Here is a 23,647-nt window from a genome sequence, read left to right as displayed (position 1 = left end):
CAATCAGATTCCTTGTTCGCTGAGCCACAGGTTCAAAGCCGCCAGTTGCCACAGCTTGGAGCCGCGCAGCGGGGTCAACTGGCCTTGTGGATCAGTCAGCAGCTTGTCGAGCATGGCGGGGTTGAAGAGGCCGCGATCCTGGCTCGGATCCAGCAGCAGTTCGCGCACCCAGTTCAGGGTGTCGCCTTGCAAATGTTTGAGGCCCGGCACCGGGAAGTAACCTTTTTTGCGGTCGATCACTTCGCTCGGGATGACCCGTCGCGCGGCTTCTTTCAACACCTGCTTGCCGCCGTCGGGGAGTTTGAATTTACCGGGAACACGGGCCGACAATTCCACCAGGCGATAGTCGAGAAACGGCGTGCGCGCCTCCAGACCCCAGGCCATGGTCATGTTGTCGACGCGTTTGACCGGGTCGTCCACCAGCATCACCGTGCTGTCCAGACGCAGGGCCTTGTCGACTGCGGCATCGGCGCCGGGTTGTGCGAAATGCTCCTTCACGAAGTCGCCGGCAGCATCATTGGCGGTCAGCCATTTCGGCTGCACCGTGGCGGCGTAATCGTCGTAGCTGCGGTCGAAAAACGCCTCGCGATAGGCCGCATACGGATCGGCCGCGCCGTCCACTTGCGGATACCAGTGATAACCGGCGAACAACTCGTCGGCGCCCTGGCCGCTCTGTACAACCTTGCAATGCTTGGCCACTTCTCGAGACAGCAGATAGAAGGCGATGCAGTCGTGGCTGACCATCGGCTCGCTCATGGCGCGGAACGCGGCGGGCAGTTGCTCGATGATTTCTCTTTCGTCGATGCGCAGTTGATGATGCTGGGTGCCGTAGTGCTTGGCGATCAGGTCGGAATACTGAAACTCGTCACCGCGTTCGCCGCCGGCATCCTGGAAACCGATGGAAAAGGTCGACAGGTTCTCCACGCCAACTTCGCGCAGCAGGCCAACGAGCATGCTTGAATCGACGCCGCCGGAAAGCAGCACGCCGACATCCACCGCCGCCCGTTGGCGGATCGCTACCGCCTCACGGGTGCTGTCGAGCACGCGGTCGCGCCAGTCTTCCAAAGTCAGGTTTTTCTCGTCTTCGCGTGGGCCGTAGGGCAGCGTCCACCAGGTTTTCTGCTCAGTGGTGCCGTCCGCTTCAATGCGCATCCAGCTCGCTGGTGGCAGCTTTTCGATACCTGCCAGCAAGGTGCGCGGCGCAGGCACCACGGCGTGGAAATTCAGGTAATGGTTGAGCGCCACCGGATCGAGGATCGGGTTGATGTCGCCGCCCTTGAGCAACGCCGGCAGGGCCGAGGCGAAGCGCAGGCGCTGGGCGGTGCGCGACAGGTACAGCGGCTTGACGCCGAGGCGGTCGCGGGCGATGAACAGGCGCTGGGCATCGCGCTCCCAGATGGCGAAGGCAAACATGCCGTTGAGTTTCGGCAGCAGCGCTTCGCCCCAGGCGTGATAGCCCTTGAGCAGCACTTCGGTGTCGCCGCCGGAGTAGAACGCATAACCGAGCGCTTCGAGTTCGGCGCGCAGTTCCGGGAAATTGTAGATCGCGCCGTTGAAGGCCAGGGACAGGCCCAGTCGACTGTCGATCATCGGCTGCGCCGAGCCGTCCGACAGGTCCATGATTTTCAGGCGTCGATGGCCCAGGGCAATCGGCCCCTGAGCGTGAAAGCCCCAGGCGTCGGGGCCGCGAGGCGCCAGGTGATGGGTGATTCGCTCGATGGCTGCAAGGTCTGCAGGTTGTTGATCAAAACGTAACTCGCCAGCTAATCCGCACATAAAGTCCTTACCGGTTTTTCCGTTGGGGAGGGCATTTCTGAACCGCGCCGAAATGGACGGTACCCAGAAACTGACCCGGCTCGGATGTGGGAGTTTTAGAACGATCAGTTATAAGTGGGCTGAGCTGACCGATGGGCCTTTAGCATCCCGGAGGTTGCCGCGGGTGGTAGATATGTATTCGAAACATGCGGATTACTGCTGGTTTGCGGGCCCGAACGGGCAGTTATTCGTGTTTTTTATTCGCTTTCGGGATCGCTAGGGTGGGAGGACTGCACAGCAATAAAGGAATATTGCCCATGTCCACTCCACCGGTATCCGTGACACCGGTCACCCTCTCGGAAGAACAGAAACTGAGCTTTTTGCTGGAAGCCACAGGCGATCTGGACACGGCCCAGGCCTTGCAGAAGAACCTGCCTGCGGCGCTGCTCAACGCCACTGCCGACACACTGGCAGCGCTGGACAAGGCTGCGCGTGATCTGCAAGCCATTCAGTCGACAGTCGAGACACATCTTGGCCGGCTGCAACCTTTGAACAGTTTTTGCACTGATCTCTTGAACCGCACGCTGAGCGCCCGATGGTCCGCAGTGTTCGATGTCGAGAAAGACCACCTGCAATTGCCCGGGAGCTATTGTGGATGCGAGCCAGTGGTCCCGCCGGGGGGCGGCCCGGCGGTTATTCCGTTCGCCACTCCGACGTTGCTCGAGGCTGCCATGCAGAACTTCACGGAGGACGAGGCACAGCCCGATTACTTCCCCGAGGGAAGTGTGGTTCGGATAACCAGCATGCCGGAGGGGGTTCCCGGTCTGACGCCCACAGCGTTCGCTGCTTTTTGTCGTGAGCTGAACCTGGGGCAGCAGTATCAGCAACATTTCCAGCAGGTGTTCGGTGTCAAGACGGTGGATGGAAACCGGACAGCCACCGGTCCTCTGGTTCTCGACATCACCACCATGAAAAAACACCTGCTGCAACTGGACCTGCTTCTGGCGCTGGTGAGGGAGCACGTCTCTCAGGAGGGTTTTCAGACGGTTCAGCGCTTGATTGATGCCGGTGGCGTTGTCGACACCCAAAGCCTGCGGTTTCAGGGGCGGCCGTTGATCATGCAAGGGATCGAATTGCTCGAGAGTTGTATCTGGGGGGTTGTGGTGTTCTCCGAACGTTCGGTCGAGTCGGACCCGGATCAATGGTGCCTGGTGTACATGCCGGGAGAGCCTGATCAACCCCTGTACGAGTACGCCAGTTTCACGGCGTTCACGACGTATCTTGAATTCAAGTTGGGGGTGGACAGCTACAAAAGCTATTTCACTCACTGCATCGGCGAAGGCGACAAAATCGACTTTTTCAAGACCTTCGCCGATACCGGCAGCCTGGGGCGCGTCAGGCAATTGGAAATGCCCGGTCCGCTGTTCGACTTCATGTTCAAGAGTCATGTCGGCAAGCTGCAACTCGATGCCCGTGTGCTCGCCGTGCCGACCGAGGATGTCGATGAGGAGGCGCGCAGGACGCGTCTGCTGCGTTACCTGGAAACCGGTATGACGGTCGCTAACGCAGCGGGATTTGTCGTACCGGTGTTGGGGCAGTTGATGATGGGGGTCGCCATCGGACAGATGCTCGCAGAGATATATGAAGGGATCGAGGACTGGAGCCAGGGAGATCGTCAGGAAGCGTTTTCACACCTGCTCAGCGTCGCTGAGAACATTGTCCTGATGGCCGTCGTGGGGGCCGGCGTCAAAGGCCTGAAATCCCTGGCGATCAGAACGGTTCGAAAACATCCTGATTTTTTCCACGCATTCACGGCCATTCTGGACAATAAGGGGCAGCCACGCTTGTGGAAGCCACAGTTGGACGGTTATGAACAGCCTTTGCCAGTGGGGGCCGATTCCGATCCCGAGGTGACGGGTTTGTACCGGGGGGAAGGCAGGTTCTTTGCCCGTATTGACCACCATTTCTATGAAGTGGTGCTGGAGCCGGCTTCCGACACCTGGCGTATCCGGCATCCTGTCCGTCCGGATGCCTACGCTCCGCCACTCAAGCCCCACCGGCATGGTGGGTGGCGTCACCCCGGGGAGGCGAGCGAGCATTGGAACGGCGCCTACACCCTCAGACGCATAGACCCGAATCTGGGCAGGTTCGAGGACAGTCGCCTGGAGATGATCCGGCGATTGACCGACACTCGATTCGACGAATTGCATCGTCTGAGTGATGACAATCTGTCGTTGCCCCCACGGTTGCGCGACATGATCGAGCGATTTGGAATCGAACGCAGATTGCGTGATTTCGTTCGCGCCATGGAGCGTGGCGAGGCGACCGACGCCCGTCATGTCCAGGAGCAGTTGCACGTGTTGCCCGAGCTCGCGAACTGGCCGGCCGATCGCTACATCAAGGTCGTGGATGAAAGCGACCGTATCACCGCGACCTATCCTCCTGCATCGATTGACGATGACACGGTGAGCATTATCGTGAGCCATGAGCAACTGGAAAAAGGAGAGCTGCTGCAAACTGTTCTGGACGGCATGTACCCCTGGGAGGTCGAGGCACTTGTGGGGGCGAACGTTGCCCCGGCTGATGCCAGCGTGCAGCTGGCGAAAGTGATCGGGGCTGCGGTCAAGGCCGATTGCAGGTCGGTCTTCGATCACCTTTACCAGCAATTCGACCGCGGCGTCTTCGGTGAGTCGGTCAGTCTGCGCAGCGCTTTTCCCGGTTTGCCGAGGAGGTATGCTCGGGAGCTGCTCAGGCGTACGCCAAGCGTCGAACGGACACGTTTGCGCAGGACCGGGCGAGTGCCCATGGGGTTGGCACAGAGGGCCCGTCAGGCCTTGAGCGATGTGCGTGTGGATCGGGCATTGGCAGGTTTTTACCTGGCGGATATCGCCAGTGCCGATACCAGGAAACTGGCGATACGGTTGTTACCCCGGCTAGGTGGCTGGGATCCTGAGTTCTATCTGGAACTGCGGGCGAAAACACTGAACGGTGATGTGCTGGAAACGTTGGGCGAGAAACCGCTCGTTATTTCAAGTTCATGTACGTTGGTCGAACTCGACAATGGCTACGAAGTGTTTGGCCGTGACAGGAAGTCGCTCGGCAAAGTCGTATCCGGCCCGGAAGACCTTTATCACGCGATTCTCAAAGGGCTGTCAAAGAAGCAGCGCAAGGCCATCGGATTTGCGCAGCCGAAGCCGGAAGATGGCGCACGCCTGCGCAGTATGCTGCTGGAAGGCGCCCTGGATGAGCGCGAGGGGTGCGCTCGGGTGTTGGCGGGGGGGCAGTTGCAAGCGGCGATCGCCGAACCTGTGTGTATGTCTGCCGACTCCCCCGTCGGTTCGAAAACGCATTCGCGTCGTTTATTGCGTCAGGTGAAAAAGCTTTACCCCTTGTTTTCCGACGTGCAAGCCAATGAGTTTCTGGATCAGTCGGGGAGCGATCATCTGTCCAGGGCGATCAGGGTCCGGCAGTTGCGAGAGGACTTGAGCCGGCTGCGGGAAGTGATGGATACCTGGGTCGAGGATGAAGCTGCCATGAAGGCCCTGGGCGGTGATCTGAATGAAATACACGAGTGCCGGCAAATCGTGGCGTTCGAAATCGAGGACTGTTTTCGACGTTTGATCTTCCTGCCCGATGAGGCCGGGCGACTTGTCTACGGTCTGAAGCTCGATGGCATGCGCTTCGGTAAATTTCCGACCTTGCCGGTGGGTTTGACGTTTGACCATGTCAGGCAATTGTCCATGCAGGACATGTTGCTGGACAACGATGCCGTTTATTTCCTCAAAGCCTTCACGAAAATCGAGTCCCTCGAGCTGGATCGCAATCAAATCACCCGATTGCCCGAGATCATTTCACATATGCCGAATCTCAAGCGGCTGAGCCTGGCCGACAACAGGATTCAGCTGACCGAGCACTCGCTGGTGACGTTAGCCAGGTTACGCACCCTGCAAAGCCTGAATCTCAGCGGGAACTTCCTCGGCGCTACGGTGGATGTCGGTAATCTGTTCGATTTGACGTACCTCTCCTTGCGTAATACCCGCGCCACCGAGTTTCCGAAGGGTCTGCAATTGCTGCCCAATCTGGATCGGGTGGATCTGCGGGACAACGAAATCCGTGATCTGCCTGCCTGGCTGTTTGAAACGCCCCGACGCTTCAGTGAAAAGATCAATTTGCGCCATAACCCGATTTCCGATGTCAGCAGAACTTATCTTTATGACTACCGCAGGGCGGTCGGAATCGGTATGGGTTATCTGGATAACGATATCGCGCGACTGGACGAAAACCAGGCGCGTTCGATCTGGTTGACCGAGACGGGAGGAGAAGAGGGCTCCCGGCATCTGCAGATGTGGAACGCGATCAAGGATGATCCGAGGGCCGAAGGTCTGTTCGCTCTGCTGGCGGAGCTGGGCAATTCCGCCGAGTCCGCCAATGTGCGCGAGGATATGTACCGGCGGGTCTGGACGGTTCTGGACGCGACGCAGAGCGATGCCGAACTGCGGGAGCAGATTTTCGATCTGGCGGCCAACCCGATCAATTGCACGGACAATGCGGCATTGAACTTCAGCCACCTGGAAGTTGCAGTGCAGGTCCACCATGTGACACGAGCCAGCAAGGGGCAACGCCCTTCGACGAAGGCGCTGCTGAAACTGGCGAGGGGCCTGTTCCGGCTTGAGCAGATTGACCGGATCGCCGCGCAACACGCGCAGGCCCAAGCGGCACCTGACCCGCTGGAAGTGACTCTTGCCTACCGCTCGGGTCTGGCGCAGGCACTCGAATTGCCCGGACAACCTTCGCACATGCGTTACGCCTCACTCGCGAAGGTGACAGGGGCGGATCTGGTGGAGGCCATCAATCGAATCCAGACGGCAGAACTGTCTCCCGAGTGGCTGGCGTTTCTGGTTCGCCAGCCCTTCTGGGTCGAATACGTGAAAAGCAGTTTTGCCCGGCAGTTCGACGATGCCCGCGCACTTCATCAGGAGCAAGCCCTGGCGTTATTCGAGAAAGCTGAAGAACTCAGCTCGGCCGACTATCTGAGCGAAATGAACCTGTGTGCCGCCCGGCAGGAGCAAACGGAAAGCGCCTTGCTCGAGCAATTGACCGAGCAGGTGCTGCGGCGGGTGGAGGGCAATATCTGCCTGCTGTCCGGTGGCTGAGCATTATCATTTGCCCCGGATCAGCCGCCGCAAGGCAAACCGGTTCGGATGACACGCCTCTGCGACACCTCTGGGCAGGGGCAGCGGTTCGTTGTCCAGCCAGGCTGCCAGCAGCTCACCGGACAGTGGTGCCGTGATCAGCCCCCGGGAACCGTGGCCACTGTTGACGTACAGACCGTCCAGCCAGGGGCAGGACATGTCCGGCACCTGTCGGGCATCCTTGCTCAAGGCGCGATAGGCCTCGGTGAAGGCTTCGCGATCGGCGAGCGGGCCGACGATCGGCAGGTAGTCGGGGCTGGTACAACGGAAGGCTGCACGGCCCTGAAGGCTGTCGGCGTCGAGTTCACTGATGTGCAGGCGCGCGACCAGGTCCGTGGAGATCTCTTCGAGCATCGCCAGATTGCCCAGGTGTTCGGCGGTGGTCGGGGTCAGGTCGTCGCTGTTGAAATCGAAACTGGCACCGAGGGTGTGCTCGCCCAGCCGTGCCGGTGCGACATAACCTTCGGCGCACACGACGGTGGTCAGCGCCTGGCTTTGTGTGGTCTGCGCCAGGCGGGTGATCTGCCCGCGAATGCGCTTGAGGGGCAGGTCGGCGCTCTGGGCAAAACGTTTGATTTCAGCGGCACCGGCCAGCACCACGACGGGTGCTGTTGCGATCAACCGTTCCCCGTCGAAGGCGTGCCACTGACCGTCGACCTTGCGCAGTTCAACGGCCTGCTGATGAGTCAGCAGCGTGACGCCCGGTTGTGCCGATTGCGCCTGACACAACGCCGGCGGATGCACCCAGCCGCCCTCGGGATAATACAAACCACCGTGTTCCAGACCGACCCCGGCGCGGGCCTGTGCCTCGGGTTGATCGAGCCATTGCACAAGGTCTTCGGGGAACGCGGCTGCCAGTTGCGCCTGACGTTCGCGTTCCTTTTCATTGAATGCCAGTTGCAGCACCCCGCAGTCATCCCAGTCGGTGCCGCGTTGCAGGTTTTCGAGCAGGCGTCGGGTGTAGCCGAAACCGCTGACGATCAACTGCGACAGTGCCGTGCCGTGGGCGGACAGTTTCAGATACAGCACGCCTTGTGGGTTACCCGATGCTTCCTGTGCAACCGCGTCATGCCGTTCCAGCAGACTGACCTGCCAGCCCCGCGCCGCGAGGCTGGCCGCCGTGGCACAGCCGGCCAGACCGGCACCGATCACCAGCGCCCGTCGCTCACCGGCGACGGGAGCCGGGCGGGCGAACCACGGTTTTTCAACGGCGGGAGGTGCAACGCCCTCGGGCCAGCCGAGAAATTCGCCGCGCAGGATTTCCCATTTGTGTCCAATGCCCGGCGTGCGCTTCATCTTGAAGCCGGCAGCGTTGAGCAGGCGCCGTACCCAGCCGGTGCTGGTAAACGTGCTGATGGTCGAACCGGGCGCCGCCAGCCGCGCCAGTTCGGCGAACAGTTCGGCGGTCCACATTTCGGGGTTTTTTGCCGGAGCAAAACCGTCGAGAAACCAGGCGTCGATCTGTGCGTCGAGTTGCGGCAACTGCTCCAGCGCATCACCGATCAACAGCGTCAGGGTGACTCGACCGTTGTCCAGAACAATGCGCTGAAATCCCTGATGGATTGCCACGTAATGCGTGAGCAACTGATCGGAGAATTGCTTCAGGTCGGGCCACAACGCCAGCGCCCGTTGCAGGTCGGCAGGGCTCAACGGAAATTTTTCGACGCTGACAAAATGCAGTCGCGCACCGGCCATCGCGTGCTGTTCGAACAACTGCCAGGCGCAGAGAAAATTCAGCCCGGTGCCGAAGCCGGTTTCGCCGATCACCAGTCGCCCACCCGACGGCAGCGCGGCAAAGCGCTCGGCCAGACGGTTCTGTTCGAGGAACACGTAGCGGGTTTCATCCAGCCCCGACTGATCGGAAAAATACACATCGTCGAACACTCGCGAACGCGGGCGTCCCTGGTCATCCCAGTCGAGTTGGGCGTGGGGCATTACAGGTTTCATGGCAGGCTCGGCAACGACAAGGCGGCCATTCTAGCCGATCACGCGGGCGGCGCTTGATCCATGGCAAGCCTGGTTGCGCACGACTCATGGACAATCCGCCGCCAGCGGGAATTTCTGTGCCGCCCCCATGCCCAATCCGCTAGTCTTGCTGAATCCTGGAAGGAGCCGTCCCTATGTTCGAATCCGCTGAAATCGGTCACGCCATCGACAAAGACACCTACGAAGCCGCCGTTCCCGCCCTGCGTGAAGCCTTGCTTGAAGCCCAGTTCGAGTTGCAGCAGCAGAAGCGTTTCCCGGTGATCATTCTGATCAACGGCATCGAAGGCGCCGGCAAGGGCGAGACGGTGAAGTTGCTCAACGAATGGATGGACCCGCGCCTGATCGAAGTGCGTACCTTCGACCAGCAGACCGACGAAGAACTGGCACGGCCACCGGCCTGGCGTTACTGGCGGATGCTGCCGGCCAAGGGGCGCATGGGGGTCTTCTTCGGCAACTGGTACAGCCAGATGCTGCAGGGCAGGGTGCACGGGTTGTTCAAGGATCCACGACTGGACCAGGCCATTGCCGGCGCCGAGCGCCTGGAAAAAATGCTGTGCGATGAAGGCGCGCTGATCTTCAAGTTCTGGTTCCATCTGTCCAAGAAGCAGATGAAGGCGCGGCTCAAGGCACTCGCCGATGATCCGTTGCACAGTTGGCGGATCAGTCCGCTGGACTGGCAGCAATCGGAGACCTACGACAAGTTCGTCAAATATGGCGAGAGGGTTCTGCGTCGCACCAGTCGCGACTACGCACCCTGGCATGTCATCGAAGGGGTGGACGTGCATTACCGTAGCCTGACAGTGGGCAAGCTCCTGCTCGAAGGCCTGCAAAATGCGCTGAAACGTCCGGACGTGCATTCGAACGTTGTCAGTGCCCAGCCGCTGGGCACATCGGTGGATCAGTTGAACCTGCTCGACAGCCTCAACCTGAGCCAGAGCCTGGACAAGAAGGATTACGAAGAGCAACTGATCACCGAGCAGGCGCGTCTGTCCGGGTTGATGCGTGACAAGCGCATGCGCCGTCATGCGTTGGTGGCGGTGTTCGAAGGCAACGATGCGGCGGGCAAGGGCGGGGCGATCCGGCGGGTCGCGGCGGCGCTCGATCCACGTCAGTACAACATCGTGCCGATTGCCGCGCCGACCGAAGAGGAACGGGCGCAGCCGTACCTGTGGCGTTTCTGGCGACACATTCCGGCCCGGGGCAAGTTCACCGTGTTCGACCGTTCGTGGTACGGCCGGGTGCTGGTGGAGCGGATCGAAGGCTTTTGCAGCACGGCGGACTGGATGCGTGCCTACGGCGAAATCAACGACTTCGAAGAGCAACTGGCCGATGCCGGGGTGATCGTGGTCAAGTTCTGGCTGGCCATCGACAAGGATACGCAGATGGAGCGTTTCCAGGCCCGTGAGGAAATCCCCTTCAAGCGGTTCAAGATCACCGAGGACGACTGGCGCAACCGCGACAAGTGGGACGCCTATCGTGCGGCGGTGGGCGACATGGTCGACCGCACCAGTACCGAAATTTCACCGTGGACACTGGTCGAGGCCAACGACAAGCGCTGGGCCCGGGTCAAGGTGCTGCGCACGATCAACCGGGCGCTGGAAGAAGCCTTCGAGAAATCCGACAAGAAGGAAAAGAAGCACAAGGACTGACCGATGGGCACGCATACGCGAGGTGAATGATTGTCGCGGTCGGTGAGGGGGGGACTTATGCTCGGTTCACTCTCAACCGACTACAACAATGAGGTATGCCATGCGTGAAGTGGTGATCGTCGACAGTGTACGGACCGGCCTGGCGAAGTCCTTTCGCGGCAAGTTCAACCAGACCCGCCCCGATGACATGGCGGCTCATTGTGTCAACGCCTTGCTGTCGCGCAACGACGTCGATCCCGCCAGCGTCGAGGACTGCATCGTCGGTGCCGGCTCCAACGAAGGCGCCCAGGGCTACAACATCGGGCGCAACGTGGCGGTGCTCTCGCAACTGGGCACCGGCACGGCGGGCATGACCCTCAACCGTTTCTGCTCTTCGGGTTTGCAGGCGATTGCGATTGCCGCCAACCAGATCGCTTCGGGTTGCAGCGACATCATTGTCGCCGGCGGTGTCGAGTCGATCAGTCTGACCCTCAAAAGCGTCAACACCGATCACCTGATCAACCCGTTGCTCAAGCAGCAGACCCCGGGCATCTACTACACCATGGGCCAGACCGCCGAGGTGGTGGCGCGCCGTTATGGCGTCAGCCGCGAGGCGCAGGATCGCTACTCGCTGCAAAGTCAGATCCGCACCGCTCAGGCGCAGGCAGCCGGCCTGTTCAATGATGAGATCGTGCCGATGGCGGTGAAGTACCGGGTCGAAGACAAGCACAGTGGTGAAGTGCAGATCCTCGACGGCGTCGTCGATCGTGATGATTGCAACCGCCCGGACACCACCTATGAAAGCCTTGCCGGATTGAAACCGGTGTTCGCCGAAGACGGTTCGGTGACCGCTGGCAACTCGTCGCAGTTGTCCGACGGCGCCTCGATGACGCTGGTGATGAGCCTGGAAAAAGCCCTGCAACTGGGGCTCAAGCCAAAGGCGTTTTTCCGCGGTTTCACCGTGGCCGGTTGCGAGCCGGACGAAATGGGCATCGGCCCGGTGTTCTCGGTGCCGAAGCTGCTCAAGGCCAAAAGTTTGCAGGTAGCGGACATCGACCTGTGGGAGTTGAACGAAGCGTTTGCCTCGCAGTGCCTGTACGCCCGTGACCGGCTGGAAATCGATAACGAGAAGTACAACGTCAACGGCGGCTCGATTTCCATCGGTCATCCATTCGGCATGACCGGTTCACGGCAGGTCGGGCATCTGGTGCGCGAGTTGCAGCGGCGCAACCTGCGCTACGGGATCGTGACCATGTGCGTGGGCGGCGGGATGGGCGCGACCGGCTTGTTTGAAGCGGTGCGCTAGGCCTGACTGCCGGCATCCATCCATTGCATCCGCGCGATGTACGCGCGGATTTCCTGCTCGGCTTTCTCGGGGCTGTCGAACGGCCCTTCGAGCGTGTTCTCACGGGTGCTGAAAAACAGTTCGCCGTTGACCCGGCACACCCGGTCGCTGCGAAAGTGCGTGGCGGGGGCGGTGTCCTGGGCACGCATTCCGAACATGATCGATCTCCTTGAGCGCTGCGCGGATGGGGTCCAAAGAGCTTATGCCTGAACCACTTGCAGTGGTTCGCCAGCCGATCAACGGCAGCACGTCAATTTAATGCTGCGACCTGCACAGTTTCATTTGCGGCTGGAGCGCAACTGTCCCTGTGTCGGCCGAGGCTCTGCGCCTAGAATGAGCGCTCCTGTCTCTGGCGCTTGGGGTTCTCATGCACGTTTCATCGGGTCGTTGGGTGTACGGCATGTTCCTGGCGTTGTTGACGGCGTTTCTGTGGGGAATCCTGCCGATCAAGCTCAAGCAGGTGCTGGTGGTGATGGACCCGGTCACGGTGACCTGGTTTCGCCTGCTGGTGTCCGGCGGTTGTCTGTTCATTTATCTGGCGGCGACCAAACGATTGCCGAGCCGCAAGGTGCTCGGGCCGAAGGGCGGCTGGCTGGTGCTGATGGCGGTGCTGGGGCTGGTGGGCAACTACGTGCTGTACCTGATGGGCCTGAACCTGCTCAGCCCCGGCACCGCGCAACTGGTGGTGCAGATGGGGCCGATCATGTTGCTGATCGCCAGCCTGTTCGTGTTCAAGGAACGCTTCAGTATCGGCCAGGGCATTGGGCTGGCGGTGCTGTTGGTCGGCTTTGGGTTGTTCTTCAATCAGCGTCTGGCTGAATTGCTCACGTCTTTATCCGACTACACCGCCGGCGTGTTGCTGGTGCTGCTGGCGTCGACGGTCTGGACGTTTTATGCACTGGGTCAGAAGCAATTGCTGACGGTGTGGAATTCGCTGCAGGTGATGATGGTGATCTACCTGTTCTGCGCCTTGCTGCTGACGCCTTGGGTGCATCCGCTCGAAGCACTGTCGTTGAGCCCGTTGCAAGGCTGGCTGCTGCTGGCGTGCTGCATGAACACCCTGATCGCCTACGGCGCGTTTGCCGAGGCGCTTGCGCATTGGGAAGCTTCGCGGGTCAGTGCGACGCTGGCGATCACGCCGTTGGTGACGTTCGGCGCGGTGGCGGTGGCGGCCGGGGTGTGGCCTGAGTATGTGCATGCCGAGCAAATCAATCTGCTGGGGTATGGCGGGGCGGTGCTGGTGGTGCTGGGGTCGGCGCTGGTAGCGCTGGGGCCTTCGCTGATTGCCGGACTCAAGGCCCGGCGGATGCGCATGGCAGCAGGTTAATCGAGTCATCGTTCCTCGCGAGCAAGCCCGCTCCCACTTTTAACCGCATTCCTCAGATGGGATTGCGGTCAAATGTGGGAGCGGGCTTGCTCGCGAAGACTGACTTACAGACGCTGATGATTTCAGCCCTTTGCACCGGCCTCGATCATGTTCTCCGGCCGCACCCAGGCATCGAATTCTTCATCCGTCAGATAGCCCAGCTCCAGCGCCGCTTCGCGCAAAGTCTTGCCTTCGCTGTAGGCCTTCTTGGCGATTTCCGCCGATTTGTCGTAGCCGATGTGCGGATTCAGCGCCGTCACCAGCATCAGGCCGCGTTCCAGATGTTTCGCCATGACTTCGGCATCCGGTTCAAGCCCGGCGATGCAGTGCTGCTGGAAGTTGCTGCAGCCATCGGCCAGCAGGCGAATCGATTGCAGCAGGTTGTGGATGATCACCGGTTTGAACACGTTCAGTTGCAGGTGACCCTGGCTGGCGGCAAAGCCGATCGCGACGTCGTTGCCCAGCACCTGACAGGCGAGCATCGACAGCGCCTCGCACTGGGTCGGGTTGACCTTGCCGGGCATGATCGAGCTGCCCGGTTCGTTGGCCGGCAGACGTACTTCGGCAAAACCTGCACGAGGGCCGGAGCCCAGCAGGCGCAGGTCATTGGCGATCTTCATCAGTGCCACGGCGAGGGTTTTCAGGGCGCCGGAGAGGGTGGTCAGAGGCTCATGGCCGGCGAGGGCGGCGAACTTGTTCGGCGCGGTGACGAACGGCAGACCGGAAAGTGCAGCCAGCTCGGCGGCAATCGCTTCGCCGAAACCGTGGGGCGAATTGAGCCCGGTGCCGACGGCTGTACCGCCCTGGGCCAGTTCGCACACGGCCGGCAACGCTGAGCGAATTGCCCGTTCGGCGTAATCCAGCTGCGCTATGAAACCGGAGAGTTCCTGGCCGAAGGTGATCGGCGTGGCGTCCATCATGTGGGTGCGACCGGTCTTCACCAGCTGCATGTGCCACGCCGACAGCTCGGCCAGGCCACCCGACAGCTCGGCGATGGCCGGCAGCAGTTGGGTTTGTACAGCCTGCGCGGTGGCAATGCTCATGGCGGTGGGGAAGCAGTCGTTGGAGCTCTGCGAGCGGTTGACGTGATCGTTCGGGTGTACGGGCGTTTTGCCGCCGCGTGGGTTGCCGGCCAGTTCGTTGGCGCGACCGGCAATCACTTCATTGACGTTCATGTTGCTTTGCGTGCCGCTGCCGGTCTGCCAGACCACCAGCGGAAACTGGTCGTCGTGCTGGCCGTCGAGCACTTCGTCGGCGGCCTGTTCGATCAGGCGGGCGATGTCGGCCGGCAAGTCGCCGTTGCGGTCGTTGACCCGGGCCGCGGCTTTCTTGATCAACGCCAGTGCATGCAAGACCGGCAACGGCATGCGTTCCTGACCGATGGCGAAGTTGATCAGCGAGCGTTGCGTCTGAGCGCCCCAGTAAGCGTCGTCCGGGACCTCGATCTGGCCCAGGCTGTCGGTTTCGATACGGCTCATCGTGCACACTCCTGTTGGTCTGTTTGCGCAGTTTAGGCCGGTGTCGGCCCGGGTGGTTCCCTCCGGCCGATTGTTGACCGGCAAATCCCCGCCAATCAAGCGCGGCAAGGGCCGGGGGTTGAGCCGCAGCGTTATTCAGGCGCAGAATGGTCGCCCTTGGGGTTTTACCTCGCCTAGCTGAAAAGGAAACTCGATGACTCGTCTTCGTGCCATCTGCACCGCGGTTGCCCTGGTTTGCGCCAGCGGCCAGGTGCTTGCCGATACCGCCAGCCACAACGCCAGTGCCGAAGCTTTCCTGACCCTGGCGCACGCTGACAAGCTGGGCACTCCGGTGTACATGCAGGTGCAGCAGATGTTCGCCCAGCGTTTTGAACAGACCAAGGCTCCGGAATCCAAGAAAGCCGTACTGGATACCTACCAGGCCAAGGCCAACGCCGCCCTGGATCAGGCCATTGGCTGGAACAAGCTGAAACCGGACATGGTCAAGCTCTACACCAGCACCTTCAGTGAGCAGGAGCTCAAAGACCTGGTCGCGTTCTACCAGTCGCCACTGGGCAAGAAAGTCCTTGAGAAAATGCCGCAGCTGACCCAGCAATCGGCCCAGATGACCCAGGCCAAACTGGAACCCGCCGTTCCTGTGGTCAACAAGCTGCTGGACGACATGACCAACGAGCTGGCACCCAAAGGCGCGGCTGCGGCCAAGAAGAAGTAAGCGGAGTTCGTGATGACCATGCAACAACGCATCGAATCGACGCTGGCGCTGCTTCAGCCTGAGCATCTGCAAGTGCTGGACGAAAGCCACATGCACAGTCGCGGGTTGCAGACCCACTTCAAGGCAGTGGTGGTCAGTGCACAGTTCGAAGGCCTGAACCGCGTCAAGCGCCACCAGAAAGTCTATGGCACGCTCGGCGAGCTGATGGGCGAGTTCCATGCGTTGGCGCTGCACACCTACACCCCGCAGGAATGGGCAGAAGTGGGCGTCGCTCCAGCGTCGCCGACCTGTGCCGGCGGCAGCAAGCATTGAGCCTTGCAGCAATGAACTGAGGTTTTTTGCTAGAATCCGCAACGCGCCGCTGACCCGGCGCGTTTTTTTTCGCATCCGGTTCACCCTTTACGAGGGTAGCCACCTGGAGAAATACCCATGACACAACCGATTGTCGTGGCGGCACTGTACAAGTTCGTCACCCTCGAAGATTACGTCAACCTGCGCGAGCCGCTGCTGCAAGCGATGGTCGACAACGGTATCAAAGGCACCCTGCTGATCGCCGAAGAAGGCATCAACGGCACGGTTTCCGGCAGCCGCGAAGGCATCGACGGCCTGCTGGCCTGGCTGCGCAACGATCCGCGCATGGTCGATATCGATCACAAGGAATCGTACTGCGACGAGCAGCCGTTCTATCGCACCAAGGTCAAGCTCAAGAAAGAGATCGTGACCCTGGGCGTGGAAGGCGTCGACCCGAACAAGAAGGTCGGCACCTACGTCGAGCCCAAGGACTGGAACGCGCTGATCAGCGATCCGGAAGTGCTGCTGATCGACACCCGCAACGATTACGAAGTCTCGATCGGCACTTTCGAAGGCGCCATCGATCCGAAAACCACCAGTTTTCGTGAATTCCCTGACTACATCAAAGAGCACTTCGACCCGGCCGTGCACAAGAAGGTCGCAATGTTCTGCACCGGCGGCATCCGCTGCGAGAAGGCGTCGAGCTACATGCTGGGCGAAGGCTTCGAAGAGGTTTACCACCTCAAGGGCGGCATCCTGAAGTACCTCGAAGAAGTGCCGCAGGAAGAAACCAAATGGCAGGGCGACTGCTTCGTCTTCGACAACCGCGTGACCGTGCGTCATGACCTGAGCGAGGGCGACTACGATCAGTGCCATGCCTGCCGCACCCCGGTCAGCGTCGAGGATCGCGCCTCCGAGCATTATGTGGCCGGCATCAGTTGCCCGCACTGCTGGAACAGCCTGAGCGAAAAGACCCGCCGCAGCGCCATCGATCGGCAGAAGCAGATCGAGCTGGCCAAAGCGCGCAACATGCCGCACCCGATCGGCTACAACTATAAGCAAGCATCCACCGAGGCTTAATCATGTCTGCACGCCTGCTCTATGTGATGGATCCGATGTGTTCGTGGTGCTGGGGATTTGCCCCGGTGGCCAAGGCATTGGTGGAGCAGGCGCAGGCGGCCGGGGTGGAACTGCACCTGGTGGTCGGCGGGTTGCGCACCGGCAGCGGTGCGGCGCTGGAGCCGACCACTCGGCGCTACATTCTCGAACACTGGCAGGCGGTCACCGAGGCCACCGGCCAGCCGTTCAAGTTCGAAGGCGCGCTGCCGGACGGCTTTGTCTACGACACCGAGCCAGCTTGTCGGGCCATCGTCACCGCGCGCAGCCTGGCGCCGGATTGCGCGTGGAAACTGGTGGGGTTGATCCAGCACGCGTTTTACGCAGAAGGTCGCGATGTCACCCAGGCCAGCGTTCTGGTGGAGCTGGCAGAAAAGGCCGGCGTCCCCCGTATCGAATTTGCTGCCCTGTTTGATCATGCCGATCAACACAAGGCGACCCAGGCCGATTTCACTTGGGTGCAGGATCTGGGCATCGCCGGCTTCCCGACCCTGCTCGCCGAACGCAACGGCCAACTGGCGTTGCTGACCAACGGCTACCAGCCGCTCAGTGAACTGTCGCCGTTGCTCGGCCGATGGCTGGAGCGCGCCGCCTGTGTCTGACCCGGCCGATGACACGCCAGCCGTCAAGCGTGTCGACCGGCTGAGCTGGGCTGAAGTCCGGCGTCTGGCACTTCATCACAAAAAATCCCTGTGGATCGCCAACGGCGTGGCCGTACTGGCGACGCTGTGCAGCGTGCCGATTCCGTTGCTGCTGCCGTTGCTGGTGGACGAAGTCCTGCTCGGCCACGGCGATGCCGCGCTGAAAGTCATGAACCACGTGCTGCCTTCGATGTGGCAGCAAGCGGCGGGCTACATCGGCCTGATGCTGGTGGTGACGCTGACCCTGCGCTGCAGCGCCCTGTGTTTTGGCGTGTTGCAGGCCCGTCTGTTTGCGCGGTTGGCCAAGGACATCGTGTATCGCATCCGCGTGCGCCTGATCGAACGTCTGAAACGGATCTCCCTCGGCGAATACGAAAGCCTGGGCAGCGGCACGGTCACCACGCACCTGGTCACCGACCTCGACACCCTCGACAAGTTTGTCGGCGAAACCCTCAGCCGTTTCCTCGTGGCGATGCTGACCCTGGTCGGCACCGCCAGCATTCTGATGTGGATGCACTGGAAACTGGCGCTGCTGATCCTGCTGTTCAACCCGTTGGTGATCTACGCCACGGTGCAGTTGGGCAAACGGGTCAAACACCTTAAGAAACTGGAGAACGACAGCACCTCGCGCTTCACCCAGGCGCTGAGCGAAACCCTTGATGCGATCCAGGAAGTGCGCGCCGGCAACCGTCAGGGCTTCTTCCTCGGACGGCTGGGTCTACGGGCTCAGGAAGTGCGCAACTACGCGGTCAACTCGCAGTGGAAGACCGACGCTTCGAATCGTGCCAGTGGCCTGCTGTTCCAGTTCGGCATCGACATCTTCCGCGCGGCGGCGATGCTCACGGTGCTGTTCTCCGATCTTTCGATCGGCCAGATGCTCGCGGTGTTCAGTTACCTGTGGTTCATGATCGGCCCGGTCGAACAATTGCTGAACCTGCAATACGCCTATTACGCGGCGGGCGGTGCGCTGTCGCGGATCAACGAACTGCTGGCCCGCGCCGACGAGCCGCAATACCCCGGCGGCGTCGATCCGTTCAAGGGCCGCGATACCGTCGGGATTCAGGTGCAGGGTCTGAGCTTCGGTTACGGTGACGAACTGGTGCTGGATCAGTTGGACCTGTCCATCGCCCCCGGCGAGAAAGTGGCGATTGTCGGCGCCAGCGGCGGCGGCAAAAGTACCTTGGTGCAATTGCTGCTGGGCCTGTACACGCCACTGGCCGGGACGATCCGTTTCGGTGGATCGTCCCAGCAGGAAATCGGCCTGGAAACGGTTCGGGACAATGTCGCGGTGGTGCTGCAGCATCCGGCGCTGTTCAACGACACCGTACGCGCCAATCTGACCATGGGCCGTACCCGCAGCGATGAGGCCTGCTGGCAGGCGCTGGAAATCGCCCAGCTCGAACCCGCCATCCGCGCATTGCCGGACGGTCTGGACAGCATCGTCGGCCGCTCCGGCGTGCGCCTGTCCGGTGGTCAGCGGCAACGTTTGGCCATCGCCCGGATGATCCTCGCCGAACCCAAAGTGGTGATCCTCGACGAAGCCACATCAGCCCTTGACGCCGCCACCGAATACAACCTGCACCAGGCCATGGCGCGGTTCCTCCATGGCCGCACCACGCTGATCATCGCTCACCGTCTGTCGGCGGTTAAGCAGGCAGACCGGGTGCTGGTGTTCGACGGCGGACAAGTGGCCGAGGATGGCGACCATCAGCAACTGATTGCCGATGGTGGGTTGTACGCCAAGCTTTATGGGCATTTGCAGCGCTTGTAGGTCAGCCCCACAAGACCTTCAGTGCATCCGCTCCAGCGTTGTGGCCGAACGCCTTCATGACGACTGAACAGCTGGTGCATGGAGGCATGGTGGTCGCCACATCCACCGATGTGATCATCGAGTTGTCCGGGTACTTTTGCCGAAGCACACTGATCAGCTTGGATTCACTGTCCAGCGAGGTCGGTCGACTGGTCATCTCCGGCGTGTAGTTGTGTACGTCCTTGATCGTACGGGGAATAGCCAATATTTTCCCCTCGGGGGAGACGTTCAAAGAAGTTCTGGCAAATGTCTGGCCGTAGTCGATGTTGAAGTAAGTCGTATCGCCTACGATGACCTTGTCCGGGGCGAATGGATGTTTGAACAGTGGCAGTTCCCCTGTAAGTCCCCTTGCGCCGGAGATACTGACGTAAACCTCCCGCTTGCCGGTCGAGGTTATGATGTCGGCGTAAGCGATGTTTCTCGCGTTCTCGGTTTGCAGGTGGCTCGGGAGCAGCTTCTGGAATTTTTTCATCGTTTTATTGATCCGCAAGTCGGCGCCTGCCACGACATTGATGGTTTTCTTGACAAACAGTGTGTCGAATATGTCCGCAGCCCTTTGGCGCAGGGCGGCTGGTGCGGTGCCGCTGCGAGACCAGGACGCTGCTCCGGTCTGGAGTTGGCTGACAATCATCCGCGTGGAGTGGTCGAACAGCACCGCCTCGCCGGGACTTGTGTCGACCTTGAGCAGATTGAGGGTATTGGGTGGATGATTGTGGCCACCAATCGGAATGGCAATCTCCTCCATGGTTTTCAGAGCGCGCTCCACCGCCGGCACACCATAGATCCTCGCCGTGTTGTTGGCGTTGAGTGAGCCGGTATAAACAGTCATCAGTTCTTTTCGCAAATTGTTGGGCAGGGTTTTGGCCTGGCGCAGTTTCAGGGGGCCGGAAATGTTTTGCCCCTTGGGGAGTTCGGCAACGTAGAAGGCTCCGGCATCCAGCCGGGTAAACACATAGCGCTTCGATTCGTCCATGGCGGGAACGATGATGGCACCGGCCTGGAAGGTGTCGAATTCACCTCGGGTTCCATAGGGCGTTTTTACGTTGATTCTGCCGTATATCCCTTTCTGAAATTCCATCGTCGCGTCGAGCCGGTTCTTCCTTTTCAGGTGTTTGAACAGCTTCGCTCGCCCTTCAACTGCTGGCGTATAGATGCTGTCTCCGAACCAGGGGGCCCAGCCTTTGCTTTCGTCGAAACTGCCGATATCCGGGTGCGGGGCGAGATCACCGGTGACAAAACGTGTCTTGCAGGCTATGGGACCCTTGCGCCGTACCCGACAGGGCAGCGTTTTTAAAAGCGATGCATCATCGATCAGATCGGCACGACGCAATTGATCGCCGTCCAGACGATAGGGGATGTCATCAATCAACATCGTGGTTCGACCATCAACCTCCAGGAATTCTCGTACATGGGCGTGTTCCGGGAGTTCGGACAGGGCATGGGATTCGGTTGGCGGCAACTTCTTGAACGTGGACCTGCCCTGGATGAGATTCCTGGTGTTGTTGTGCAGGCGCGGACCGTAAGGCAGGGATGTGACCGGGTCGACCAGGTGCAGTTGTTTCAGATCCAACGCATTGGTGTGACGCACAATGATGTCATCGATGCCGTTGATCGTTGCCAGCTCGTCGCTATTGGTCAGCGGCTTCCAGCTCCCGGGATCGATGGCCTGGGGCAGGTTTTGAACCAGTCGGTAGCTGTCTGCATGTCCCGTGAGTCTTCTGATGCCGCCGATACTCGCCCGACCGATGAAGAGCAGTCCTCTGCCGGCACCGCTCCCCAGACCTCTGAGTAGTGAGGGGATACCGTCCAGCGGATTGAGGTTTGCCATTGAAGCGGTCAGAAGCTTGCGAGTCAGCGTCGAGAAGGGCGGAAGACTCGCTTTGACGGCCATGCGAGTAGTGCCGGCAGAGGCACGGAGCAGGCGGACCGAGCCCGAGATAAATTTGCCGATAGGGAGAAGGAATGACGCCAGGTCAAACAGGAGTCCGACCCCGCCCAGGACTTTGCTGGTGGTGCTGTCCGACAGAAGATCATCGATGCTGCCCCAGAAAGGCACAAATCCTTTGACGATGGACAGGAACGTCTCCAGTCGCTTCTCGGTTTTCGCCCGAGCGGTGTCGAAGGTCGTGATGCCTCGGGCCTGCTGGCGCAAATGCTGCTCATCGACAAAGAGGAAGTTCGTTGAAATATAGCGAGCCACCTCATTCAGTCGGGATGCCGTCAGGCTGGTTTCCTCCTCGGTAACGGTTTGAACGGGCGATACCGCTGCCGGCATGAACCCCATGATATCGAGGAATCCAGGACACGATGCTCGCTCTGCGGGCGCTCTGCCGTGGAGGTGGGCGGACCAGTCGAGCAGAAGGGAAGTACTCAGATTGCGCTCGGGGGAATAGCTTTGTCCCGGAATCGAGGCATGCAGTGGAAACTCGGTGCGAACGCCATTGATGGTGGAAAACCTCAAACCGGTCCGCTGACGAATGACGCCCGCACTCGGAATGAGCTCGTAGTAGGTGATGTCTGTGCCGTAGATCACTTTCAGAACAAAACCCTTCCTTGCGCGGACCTGCTCCGAATTGGCATTCGGCCCGGGTTTCTGCCGCAGGCTCAGCACCTGGACTTCACCTTGAACCAGCGCCCGGCGATCAGCCGCTGGCAGTGATGTCAGTAAACTGGCAATCAGCGATTGATATGCCTGTCTGATGGTTGTCAGGTAGTCGTTGAAGGCGGTTTCGAACCGGGCGTTGATGTCAGGCAAAAAATAGCCTGCCCAACTGTAGACATCGTCGTCCACCCGGTCATAACCGCCACGCCGGTTTTCCCGCTCGGCATAGAGCATTCGCTGTCCATCGAGCCTTAGTGCTGTCGTCGAGCGCGTGGTGCCATCGGGCATGGAGACGATCCATCGCTTCCCGCCATCAAGCTGACCGTCTGCATAGACATCCAGAAAGTCGTGGCCTTGCTGTTTATTCAGGTCCAGTGGTGCTCTGGAATGACTATGACTCGGATCCGCAGACATCAATTTGCGCCCGTCCCGTTCGAACGTGACGCCTCTGAACAAGTCAGTCATGACCTGCCTGGCCATCTGCAATCGTTCAGGAGGACGCAAGTCCAGTGTCGTCACGGCTTTGTTCAGGCGCTCGGTTTGTTCTTCCAGTGCTGCCAGCGCGCGCCTGATATCTTCCGGGTCGTAATCGGTTGTCGTTCGCTGCGCAATGGCGCCGGTGCAGACGGCCCATTCCAGGGCAGGGCCTGTACGCAATCGTGCAATCGCCTCAAGTTGTTCGGCCGATGCGCCGGTGCTGCGCTCCAGAGGCAGATCGACAAGTTGCTGGAAGGACAATGGCTGCGACGGATCCAGGCCAAGATCCTCGGCCAGCAATACGCCGTGCATGAAGTTCACCCATACCACCGAGGTCTTGTAGCGAAGCTCCGGTGGTACATCGCGTACGCTGAAGTCTTTCGAAAGGCGGGTCTGGAATACCTGAGCCAGCAGGATCGCCTCTTTGGTAGTGGCAACCCGGCCGGTGCGCAGCAAATGCTGTTCGAAATCGTGGCGCAAGGTTTGGTAGCTCTTGCCCCGGTGAGTCGGGTCCTGCCAGTGGAAACCGGCGAGCTCTTGCGGCTCGTCAGCTGAGGGGGCGTGCAGATAGAGGCAGATGGCTTTGCAGATCAATTGATAACGCACCGATGCCGGCGTCTGTTCGCCGGGGGATGCGCCGTACCATTTGAGCTTTTTCAGCAGCCGTTCTGTCAGATCCAGTGATTCGGGGGTATCCAGTATTCGCTGGAGGAAAACCGAAGGTGTCGCGCGCAGTTCTTCCGGGTCCGCGAGGCGCAATATACTGCCGCTCAAATGACGGATCAGCGAGGGCTTGCCGATCAGAAAGGATCTGACCGTTTCGATTATTTGCTCATTGATGCGTTTCGCCTTGTACTGCTCGAGGGTCATGGAGGGCGCAAGGGGCGGTGTCGCAAGCTGCGCGGCCTTGAACCTTTTGCGGTCCCTGGCGGTCGGCCGGGGAACCAGGGATTCGATATCCGGGCTGGCATCCAGACCCAGAGTCTTGCGAGCGTTCGATTCTGCGGTTGCCGATGGATCGATTGAAGCTGGAGACGTCGAGGACATATCACACTCCTTGTGAAAGCATTCCCGCCACAGAGGGGGATGCCTGGAGCGCACAGTTAATCGGTCCCGCCCACAATGGTGGCCGTACATATGTCTATCGAGCTTCTGTCCTGAACTGAGGCTGATCCGCCGCTTGCCGGAACCGTGAAGGCCTCCTAGTCTTGGGGGGATGTTCGCAGGACGATCAGGCAGTGCTCATGC

The 23,647-nt window shown here is 60.4% G+C and carries 14 protein-coding genes; 9 read left to right on the top strand and 5 right to left on the bottom strand.

Translation table 11 applies throughout. The features are described from left to right. Nucleotides 1–3 precede the first annotated feature (3 nt). Nucleotides 4–1,776 (bottom strand): N-acetylglutaminylglutamine amidotransferase, encoded by a 1,773-nt coding sequence (locus J5M72_RS11700; protein ID WP_207865524.1) that lies wholly within the window; start codon nt 1,774–1,776, stop codon nt 4–6. 296 nt (nt 1,777–2,072) lie between these two features. Between J5M72_RS11700 and J5M72_RS11695 the strand changes: the two genes are divergently transcribed. Beyond that, a complete protein-coding gene (locus tag J5M72_RS11695) occupies nt 2,073–6,908 on the top strand; it encodes an NEL-type E3 ubiquitin ligase domain-containing protein (protein WP_207865523.1) in 4,836 nt (1,611 codons plus the stop codon). A gap of 6 nt (nt 6,909–6,914) precedes the next feature. On the opposite strand, the gene mnmC is transcribed toward J5M72_RS11695, so the two are convergent. After that, on the bottom strand, nt 6,915–8,894 hold the full coding sequence (mnmC, locus tag J5M72_RS11690) for a bifunctional tRNA (5-methylaminomethyl-2-thiouridine)(34)-methyltransferase MnmD/FAD-dependent 5-carboxymethylaminomethyl-2-thiouridine(34) oxidoreductase MnmC (RefSeq protein ID WP_207865522.1): 1,980 nt from the start codon (nt 8,892–8,894) through the stop codon (nt 6,915–6,917). 173 nt (nt 8,895–9,067) lie between these two features. On the opposite strand from mnmC, the gene pap reads away from it, so the two are divergent. After that, nucleotides 9,068–10,582, top strand: a complete 1,515-nt coding sequence (gene pap / locus J5M72_RS11685; RefSeq protein WP_207865521.1) for a polyphosphate:AMP phosphotransferase — start codon at nt 9,068–9,070, stop codon at nt 10,580–10,582. Nucleotides 10,583–10,682: 100 nt separating this feature from the next. Next, nucleotides 10,683–11,867, top strand: a complete 1,185-nt coding sequence (locus tag J5M72_RS11680) for a thiolase family protein (RefSeq protein ID WP_207865520.1) — start codon at nt 10,683–10,685, stop codon at nt 11,865–11,867. On the opposite strand, the gene J5M72_RS11675 is transcribed toward J5M72_RS11680, so the two are convergent. Continuing rightward, a complete protein-coding gene (locus J5M72_RS11675; protein ID WP_169431395.1) occupies nt 11,864–12,064 on the bottom strand; it encodes a DUF6316 family protein in 201 nt (66 codons plus the stop codon). The genes J5M72_RS11680 and J5M72_RS11675 overlap by 4 nt on opposite strands. Before the next feature lie 209 nt (nt 12,065–12,273). Here J5M72_RS11675 and J5M72_RS11670 point away from each other — a divergent pair, with 209 nt between their 5' ends. Then, on the top strand, nt 12,274–13,233 hold the full coding sequence (locus tag J5M72_RS11670; RefSeq protein ID WP_207865519.1) for a DMT family transporter: 960 nt from the start codon (nt 12,274–12,276) through the stop codon (nt 13,231–13,233). Between the two features lie 122 nt (nt 13,234–13,355). Here the strand turns inward: J5M72_RS11670 and J5M72_RS11665 are convergent, their stop codons facing one another. Then, nucleotides 13,356–14,750 (bottom strand): class II fumarate hydratase, encoded by a 1,395-nt coding sequence (locus J5M72_RS11665; RefSeq protein WP_207865518.1) that lies wholly within the window; start codon nt 14,748–14,750, stop codon nt 13,356–13,358. Nucleotides 14,751–14,943: 193 nt separating this feature from the next. Here J5M72_RS11665 and J5M72_RS11660 point away from each other — a divergent pair, with 193 nt between their 5' ends. The 5 genes from J5M72_RS11660 (at nt 14,944) to J5M72_RS11640 (ending at nt 19,281) form a co-directional block, all read left to right on the top strand. Then, nucleotides 14,944–15,462, top strand: a complete 519-nt coding sequence (locus tag J5M72_RS11660; protein WP_169431392.1) for a DUF2059 domain-containing protein — start codon at nt 14,944–14,946, stop codon at nt 15,460–15,462. A gap of 12 nt (nt 15,463–15,474) precedes the next feature. Next, nucleotides 15,475–15,774 carry a BolA family protein gene (locus J5M72_RS11655; RefSeq protein ID WP_169431391.1) on the top strand — a complete coding sequence of 100 codons (300 nt, stop codon included), beginning with the start codon at nt 15,475–15,477 and terminating at the stop codon, nt 15,772–15,774. Nucleotides 15,775–15,891: 117 nt separating this feature from the next. Further along, entirely contained in the window at nt 15,892–16,833 is a 942-nt protein-coding gene (locus J5M72_RS11650; protein ID WP_064383409.1) for a rhodanese-related sulfurtransferase, read from the top strand. 35 nt (nt 16,834–16,868) lie between these two features. Then, nucleotides 16,869–17,471, top strand: coding sequence for a DsbA family protein (locus J5M72_RS11645; RefSeq protein ID WP_169432679.1), 603 nt, complete (start codon nt 16,869–16,871; stop codon nt 17,469–17,471). Next, nucleotides 17,464–19,281, top strand: coding sequence for an ABC transporter ATP-binding protein (locus J5M72_RS11640; RefSeq protein ID WP_169431389.1), 1,818 nt, complete (start codon nt 17,464–17,466; stop codon nt 19,279–19,281). Before J5M72_RS11645 ends, J5M72_RS11640 begins: the two co-directional genes overlap by 8 nt. 1 nt (nt 19,282) lies before the next feature. Here the strand turns inward: J5M72_RS11640 and J5M72_RS11635 are convergent, their stop codons facing one another. Beyond that, on the bottom strand, nt 19,283–23,446 hold the full coding sequence (locus tag J5M72_RS11635; RefSeq protein ID WP_207865517.1) for a deaminase domain-containing protein: 4,164 nt from the start codon (nt 23,444–23,446) through the stop codon (nt 19,283–19,285). Nucleotides 23,447–23,647: the final 201 nt, after the last annotated feature.

The sequence above is a fragment of the Pseudomonas sp. 58(2021) genome (genome assembly GCF_017491585.1).
Taxonomy (GTDB): domain Bacteria; phylum Pseudomonadota; class Gammaproteobacteria; order Pseudomonadales; family Pseudomonadaceae; genus Aquipseudomonas; species Aquipseudomonas fluorescens_BT.
The sequence above is the reverse complement of the archived record's forward strand: the minus strand, read 5'-3'. Positions and strand labels throughout refer to the sequence as shown.